Raw genomic sequence first — 7,192 nt, forward strand, 5'->3', positions numbered from 1 at the left:
GGAATTTCCGGGCATTGTCAATAGCATCAGGAGGTTCCATAGCATAGTTATCGGCTACCTCCTCCCACGGTGACCCGGACTGAAGGGCCCTTTTGGCCGTCCGGGCATCTTCAATTTCCTGGGTCTTCAGGTGACGATACTGCACATACGCTTCACCCAGCATAAAATGTTCTTTATTTTCTTCATAGTAGGCTTCCACTTCTTGTTCACTTACGGCGGTGTCCACCTCGCTTGTGACGATATGCGTTCGCAGGGCTTCCCGTAAAATTTCGTCCCGAGCCTGCTGCAGCCTCTGTTGAATCTCTTCTTGCTGTCCTAGATTCATTCTACCGGCTTCCCGGAGTACTAATTTGCGCTGAATCCACTGCTGCCGATACTGATCGAGGGCCGCAGCGCTGTCTTCTTTATAAATAAAAGAAGGGATCGCCTCTTTTGCCTGCTCGAGGGACAAGTATTCGTTCCCCACGCGGGCGATATGCTCAGCCTGCTGATCCCCTTCCCGCGAATCGCAAGAGAAGACTGACAGTGCAAGCAGTCCGCACAGCAGCAATAAAATGTGAGTCTGAGACTCTGTTGTCGAATATTTCATGATTAGAATAACATTCCGGCTATCGTTGCAGTCATTAAATTGGCTAACGTACCCGCTAAAACGGCTTTAAGTCCGAATTGCGCTAATTCCGATTTACGACTGGGAGCCAGGCCGCCAATTCCGCCAATCTGTATCGCTATAGATGAAAAATTTGCAAACCCACATAATGCGAACGTGGCCATCGTAATGGTTTTTGGGGTTAGGGTAGCGTTTCCGACCATATCGGAAAGCTGAAGATATGCTACAAACTCATTGAGCACGACTTTTGTTCCAAGCAGCGATCCCATGCTTACCGCATCGGCCCAGGGCACCCCTACAATAAAAGCAACGGGCGCCAACAGCCATCCCAGGAGCGTTTCAATGCGGAGGCTTCCCTCCGGTATCATCGAATTCAAACCCGTCATATTTCCAAATCCTTCTAAAAAATAATTCCCCATAGCTAATAACGCAATGAACGCCAGCAACATAGCACCAACATTGGCAGCTAATTTTAACCCTGTTGCCGCCCCGCTGGCTGCGGCGTCAATACCGTTGGCATCGGTCTGTTCAACCTCTATTTTTACTTCTCCGGCAGTTGCCGGTTCGCCGGTCTCGGGATAAAGTATTTTGGCGATCACCAGGGCGGCAGGGGCCGCCATCAGGCTTGCACCGAGGAGCTGTTCGGCAAACATCAAACGGCCCACATCCAGCGAAACTCCCTGCGCCTGGGCATAGGAGTTGCCCAGCATCTGCACGTACGCCGCCATAACTCCCCCTGCAATGGTGGCCATTCCTCCGGTCATTACGGCCAGCAGTTCTGACCTGGTCATCTTTTTGATATAGGGCTCAACCACAAGCGGGGCTTCCGTTTGTCCCACAAAAATGTTCGAGATCACGGACAAAGACTCGGCCCCTGAAGTCCCCATCAATTGTTGCATGCCCTTTGCCATATATTGTACCAACCGCTGCAATATCCCATAATGATATAAGATGGCCGTAAGGGAAGCAAAGAAGATGATGGTTGGGAGCACCTGGAATGCAAAAAAGTTGCCCATGCTGTCGTTCATACCGGGACTCAGGGCCAGGTCGCCGAATATAAATTCAGCTCCTTCGGTAGTAAAATCGAGGACGATCACAAAGAAGGAGGAAACCCAGCTGAAGAAATCTTTCGGCCATCCGAGCGGGGGCCAGTAGTCCGCCATATCCCGGCCTTTTAAAATAAAGACGGCCAATATGAACTGCAGGCCGAGTCCGGTGCCGACAAGCTGCCAGTTAATTGCTTTCTTATTTCTGCTGAAAGCCAGGGCAATGGCCATAATAGCCGCCATTCCGAGAATCCCGCGGACAATATCAATCATGTTGAAGTGGGAGAGTCATTATTGGGATTTTTCCTGGTCAGGGGTGTGACGGCCTTGCCTCGTCGCTGGTCGACCGGGGGACGAAAACAGTGGCGCGCCCGGGGCTCGTAGGCATCCGTTTCTCCCAAAAGCATGCGATTTTCATTGTCAACAACCCGCTGTGAGTAATGAGCCATCGTACCGCTTTCCGCACAAACGGCATGAAGCTTGGTCACGTACTCGGCAACAGCCAGAAGCTGGGGCATCGGATCGAAGGGACGTCCTTCAAAATCCATATCCAGTCCGGCTACAATAACCCGTTTACCGTCATTCGCGAGTGTATTTGTCACACTGATCAACTGGTCGTCAAAAAATTGCGCCTCGTCGATACAGATAACCTGGGCATCCCCGGTCAACAGCACCACCTGATCGGCGGTATCGACCACCAATCCGGGTAGTACATTCTCGTTGTGGGATACGATATCTTCATCACTGTACCTCTTATCCATTTTAGGCTTCACGATAACAACTTTTTGTCCCGCTATATGCGCGCGTTTCGCACGGCGGATAAGTTCTTCGGTCTTTCCGCTGAACATGCCACCGCAGATCACTTCGATCCATCCAAGATGGTCGGGGACAAATGACGGTTCGTTGAGCATAACATTTATGGTGAGAAATTCTGGGAGTGTCTGTTAGTGCATGGAATATATCTGTGTATCATTAGAAATAAAAAGAGTGAAAATATTCCTGCTAATATATACTTGAGAGCCTGTTAAACCGTTCTTTGGGCTAATCTGTGCATTCTCGCATCTTCAATATCCTTATATATACAAATGCTATCTGTAAATGCTGCGGGTTGAATTCGCTCAGACTTTGACATTTCCCGATGCTTCGGGACTGGTTTTTCAAGGTCCACTAATAATCGCTGGAACCAAGTGAAGGGCCAGCTGTTTATCAGACTCGATCTTCTTTCATAAGCTGGCTTTGAGTATACATATCCCAAAAAATCCAGAAAATGGGGTAAGGCGGGAACAAGACTGAAAAAAAAAGCTTGACCGGCTTGGAGCGGTCATTTTGGAGCTGTGTAATGCCTGCGACGCCAGCTAACCAAAAAATAAAACAAATAAAAATAAGGAATGCGATCGAAATCGATCCCAGAAATCCAAAACTGTTGTAAAAGGTTTGTAACATAGAGTTAATGCTCTACTTTAAGCAGTTAATTCATTATTTTCTTCCGTGACAGAACAATATCAAATATATATAGAATAAAGTCCACATGCTTCCCGTAGTTTCAATTGTAGGCCGACCCAATGTCGGCAAGTCTACTATTTTCAACCGACTTGTTGGCAGCCGCAAGGCGATTGTCGATGACGAATATGGCGTTACGCGCGATCGACACTATGGCGAATCGTTTTGGAACGGACGTCGATTTAACGTGATCGATACCGGCGGCTATTTGCCAGATGCCACGGACGTGGTGGTAGAGGGGATCCGGGAACAGGTGCATATTGCCATTGAGGAATCGGATGTGATCCTGTTTGTTGTCGACACCGAGGGAGGGATTACCAGCCTGGATAAAGCAGTGGCTGAATTACTGCGCAAGCAGGACAAGCCTGTGCTTCTCGTCCCCAATAAAGCCGACAATGATGAGCGGACGCTCAACGCCACCGAATTCTATGAATTGGGTTTTGAGGAGCTTTATCCAATCTCCGCAATCAACGGCCGGGGCACCGGGGACTTGCTGGATGAGCTCGTCTCGCGCCTGCCGGAGGAAAAAGAAGAGCCGGAAACCACTACACCTAAACTGGCTGTTGTCGGCCGCCCAAATGTGGGAAAAAGCAGTTTTATCAATGCACTGCTGAATCATGAACGGTGTATTGTGACTGACATCCCGGGAACTACGCGAGACTCTATCAACAGCAAGCTGACATACGAGGGCAAAGACTATATCCTTATTGATACGGCGGGACTTCGGAAAAGGCGAAAGGTCAAGGAAAATGTAGAATTCTACAGCACGGTTCGCACAGACCGGGCGATCAAGGAGTGTGATGTCGCCATCCTGATGCTCGATGCTATGCGCGGGTTTGAAGCCCAGGACAAACATATCCTCCGGGAAGCTGAAAAATACAACAAAGGCATTGTCATCGTACTCAATAAATGGGATTTGGTGCCCGACAAGGACACGAATATCCATCGGGAATTTGAAGAATATATCTATAGTCGTGCGCCTATGATGGAGTATGTTCCCATTGTCTCCATTTCCGCTTTAAACGGACAGCGAATTCATAAAGTGATAACGGTGGCCGACCGGGTACTCGAGGAACGTAAAAAGAAGATCAGCACGCCTGAACTCAACGATTTTATCGGCCGAATCCTCAAAGAAAAACCGCTGCCTATCCGAAGGAGAGTGCCACTAAAGATAAAATACGGCACACAAGTGAAAACGAGTCCCCCGGTGTTCAAGTTTTTTATGAATATTCCCGAAGAACTACCGGCCAATTACCGGCGTTATATCGAGAACAAGATCAGGGAGGAGTACGGTTTTGAAGGCGTGCCGATAACGATGACGTTTAAAAAGAAATAACCCGTTGTGCGGTTGGTTTCCAAACAGGACTTTAGTGTCCCTGAAATTTGCGACTACTGTTTGGTAAAGATGCTCACAAGAGTGGTTAATTCCCGATATACGCTACCAGGCCAGTTAAAGGTACAAGGCGTAAGAAATAAATGATTTTACCTTTGATGGGAATCATTTAATCAGTTATTTTCCATTCGATAGTAAGTAGAGTATTAAGTAAACAGAGCTTTAACCACTATTTCTTAAAAGAAGACTAATGGCAGCACCACAAAATTTAGAACAGCCGCGGGCCAATACGCTCAATGAAAATTTTGAGCGTGAACGCGAGTTATCTTTTTTGGAAAATCTGTATCTGCCCGAAATTTTTAAAGCCCTCTGGTATACTCTGAAGCAGATGTTTCTGCCTAAAGTTACCCTGCGCTATCCCGAAGAAAAGTGGGATCCTCCGGCTATTTTTCGCGGCCGTCCTGTTTTGGTTGAAGACGACGGGAAGGAACGATGTGTGGCATGCGGACTTTGTGCCCGTGCTTGTCCCCCGCTGGCAATCAGCATGCAGGCCAATGAAGACTCGGATGATCCCAAAGAGCGTTATCCCGACTTCTTTGAAATTAACATGCTGCGCTGTATCTACTGCGGTTACTGTGAAGAGGTCTGTCCCGAAGAAGCGATCGTGATGAGTAAAGATTACGATATCGTCTTTGAATCAAGAGAAGAGGCAATCTATGACAAACAGCGACTGCTGGTTCCCAAAGAGGACCTCAAAGAACGACTGGATTTTCTGCGAAATTACCGTAACCGTCAGTTTGGCCAGTTCTGGGATTTCCAGGAAGAAAACAATATCCATTCCGTGCGCGATCGCGACCGTGAGTTTAATTCCGGCCTCTCGCTTGTAGAAATGCTGGAACAGCAAGAACATAATGACAATGTGGAAGCCGAATCACCCTGGGCTCGATAACATAGATGATGGCTGACCAAAAAGTTTCGCAGGAGGAGGTAAACCGGCTGATCGAGGATGCGGCATATCTCCAAGACGAAGCCGACGCACTCCAGTATGTCATTGAAAGTGTCCCTTACAACCAGTCGCCGCCGGGCAAGCGATCCATTGGAGAAATCCTGTTGCTCATCGACCATGCCCAGACCTCCTACTATCGCCCCATTCTCGAAGATGCCGTCAATAGTAAGCGTCCCACTCATTTAGACAAATTCACTCATTTTAAAGAGAGCTTTGATTTTGGCGGGGAGATCGAGAATATCCAAAAAATTCTCCGGAAAATTTCGAAACACCGGGCCGGCGTTGTAAATGCTATAAAAAATATTCCATTAATAGATTGGGAAACAAAAATTTACAATGATGGTCAACAATTATTATTGATTCATTTTATGCAGCAGATGATCCGCTTTGAGCGTGGCATGTTAAAGGATATTGCGGGCCAGGTCATGGAATACAGCAAAGAGAAGGAAACCCAGAGAGAAATAGAACAGCGTCAGCAAAGACAACAAAGAAACGGGGAAGATCCCGTTAATAATACTTAGTCCGGTGCTTAACTATGCTGTGGGTTGATATTTTGCTTATGGTGGTAAGCGGTTATGCCGCTTTTGAGCTTATAAAGTTCGCGCAGGGCAGGGGACGCCTTAAATTTTTAGGGCTTACTGTTGCGGCCTTTATATTTACCTTTATGCAGGCTACAGCTGTGATTGGTGGATTTTATGCCACTTCTGCCGTCACAACCGTTGTTGGTTTTATTTTGGAATGGGGACATTTGATCTGTCTTGCCTTTATTTTGAGCGCCTTGGCGGTGTTCGTACGGGAATCTAAGCCTGTATTTGCCCAGTTTCCTCTGATCTATACAGCCTTGCCGCTGTTTATCATCATCTCATATTTTTTCGTATATGACAGCTTTGTCTTAAAAAAATGGATGTTTTTTCTCTATCAGGGAGGAGCGCTGTTAGTCTCCCTTATGATGTACGGACTCTACAGCTATCGTTCACGGACATATCTCATCATATTGGCAGGTATAGGATTATTTTTACTGTGTTACATTTTGTTTTGGAGCTTTTCAGCGGAGGCCAGAGAATCGTTGTCCTGGCTGTGGAAACTGCTACTTGCAGGAGGGATTGCTACCACTATCCTGGGCTATAAATATGCCCATAAAAAAGATGAGCATGTTGAGTGATAAATTAACCCCTGCCAAGAGCCATCGGGGTATTAATTCGGCTTTGTCCCGTAAATGTGATAATTATTAAAGTTCATGACCCCTGAAGAAAACACAAAAGCCCCCGGTTTTACGCTACCCGATACGGAGGGCGACAAGGTATCACTCACCGATTTTCAAGGGAAGAAGAAGGTAGTATTACTGTTCTTCCCGCTGGCCTTTTCAGACGTTTGTACTGAAGAGCTTTGCATTACCCGTGATAACATGAAAATGTATAATGCTCTCGATGCGACCGTCATCGGCATAAGCGTAGACAGCTTTTTTACCCTGAGAGCACTGAAAAAAGCAGAAAATATAAATTTTATGCTGCTAAGTGATTTTAACAAAGAAGTCTCTCGCCGTTACCAGGTATTATATGATGATTATCACGGTATGAAAGGCGTATCCATGCGGGCGGTCTTTGTCATTGACCGGGAGGGGATCATTCGGCACCGGGAAGTATTGGAGGATTCCAGCAAGCTGCCCGATTTCAAAGCCGTTCAGAAGGTGCTTTCGGCTG

Annotated in this window: 7 protein-coding genes and 1 pseudogene; 5 read left to right on the forward strand and 3 right to left on the reverse strand. The window is 47.1% G+C overall.

From position 1 onward, the window contains the following. From ACESLU_RS09300 to ACESLU_RS09310, 3 genes and pseudogenes are all read right to left on the reverse strand, one after another. A pseudogene (locus tag ACESLU_RS09300) lies at positions 1–589 on the reverse strand (hypothetical protein); the annotation flags it as partial. Between the two features lie 2 nt (positions 590–591). Further along, entirely contained in the window at positions 592–1,926 is a 1,335-nt protein-coding gene (locus ACESLU_RS09305; RefSeq protein ID WP_372638302.1) for a NupC/NupG family nucleoside CNT transporter, read from the reverse strand. Further along, positions 1,923–2,564: a thymidine kinase gene (locus ACESLU_RS09310; protein ID WP_372638304.1), complete on the reverse strand. Its 642-nt coding sequence runs from the start codon at positions 2,562–2,564 to the stop codon at positions 1,923–1,925. The genes ACESLU_RS09305 and ACESLU_RS09310 overlap by 4 nt, the downstream gene beginning before the upstream one ends. A 617-nt stretch (positions 2,565–3,181) precedes the next feature. Here ACESLU_RS09310 and der point away from each other — a divergent pair. The 5 genes from der to ACESLU_RS09335 all read left to right on the forward strand — a co-directional run. Further along, on the forward strand, positions 3,182–4,489 hold the full coding sequence (gene der / locus ACESLU_RS09315) for a ribosome biogenesis GTPase Der (RefSeq protein ID WP_372638306.1): 1,308 nt from the start codon (positions 3,182–3,184) through the stop codon (positions 4,487–4,489). Positions 4,490–4,736: 247 nt separating this feature from the next. Further along, positions 4,737–5,435, forward strand: coding sequence for an NADH-quinone oxidoreductase subunit I (locus tag ACESLU_RS09320; RefSeq protein ID WP_372638308.1), 699 nt, complete (start codon positions 4,737–4,739; stop codon positions 5,433–5,435). A gap of 8 nt (positions 5,436–5,443) precedes the next feature. Then, positions 5,444–6,013, forward strand: a complete 570-nt coding sequence (locus ACESLU_RS09325) for a hypothetical protein (protein WP_372638310.1) — start codon at positions 5,444–5,446, stop codon at positions 6,011–6,013. Positions 6,014–6,027: 14 nt separating this feature from the next. Beyond that, positions 6,028–6,654, forward strand: coding sequence for a hypothetical protein (locus tag ACESLU_RS09330; RefSeq protein ID WP_372638312.1), 627 nt, complete (start codon positions 6,028–6,030; stop codon positions 6,652–6,654). Positions 6,655–6,729: 75 nt separating this feature from the next. Beyond that, the coding region (locus ACESLU_RS09335; RefSeq protein WP_372638314.1) for a redoxin domain-containing protein at positions 6,730–7,192 on the forward strand (463 nt) is incomplete at its 3' end.

It is taken from the genome of Fodinibius sp. (genome assembly GCF_041642155.1).
In the GTDB taxonomy this organism is placed as follows: Bacteria; Bacteroidota; Rhodothermia; order Balneolales; family Balneolaceae; genus Fodinibius.

What these genes read in the sequence shown, in the direction of transcription:
- ACESLU_RS09305 (WP_372638302.1), bottom strand. Translation starts at nt 1,926, where the DNA reads ATGATTGATATTGTCCGCGGGATTCTCGGAATGGCGGCTATTATGGCC.
- ACESLU_RS09310 (WP_372638304.1), bottom strand. Translation starts at nt 2,564, where the DNA reads ATGCTCAACGAACCGTCATTTGTCCCCGACCATCTTGGATGGATCGAA.
- der (WP_372638306.1), top strand. Translation starts at nt 3,182, where the DNA reads ATGCTTCCCGTAGTTTCAATTGTAGGCCGACCCAATGTCGGCAAGTCT.
- ACESLU_RS09320 (WP_372638308.1), top strand. Translation starts at nt 4,737, where the DNA reads ATGGCAGCACCACAAAATTTAGAACAGCCGCGGGCCAATACGCTCAAT.
- ACESLU_RS09325 (WP_372638310.1), top strand. Translation starts at nt 5,444, where the DNA reads ATGGCTGACCAAAAAGTTTCGCAGGAGGAGGTAAACCGGCTGATCGAG.
- ACESLU_RS09330 (WP_372638312.1), top strand. Translation starts at nt 6,028, where the DNA reads ATGCTGTGGGTTGATATTTTGCTTATGGTGGTAAGCGGTTATGCCGCT.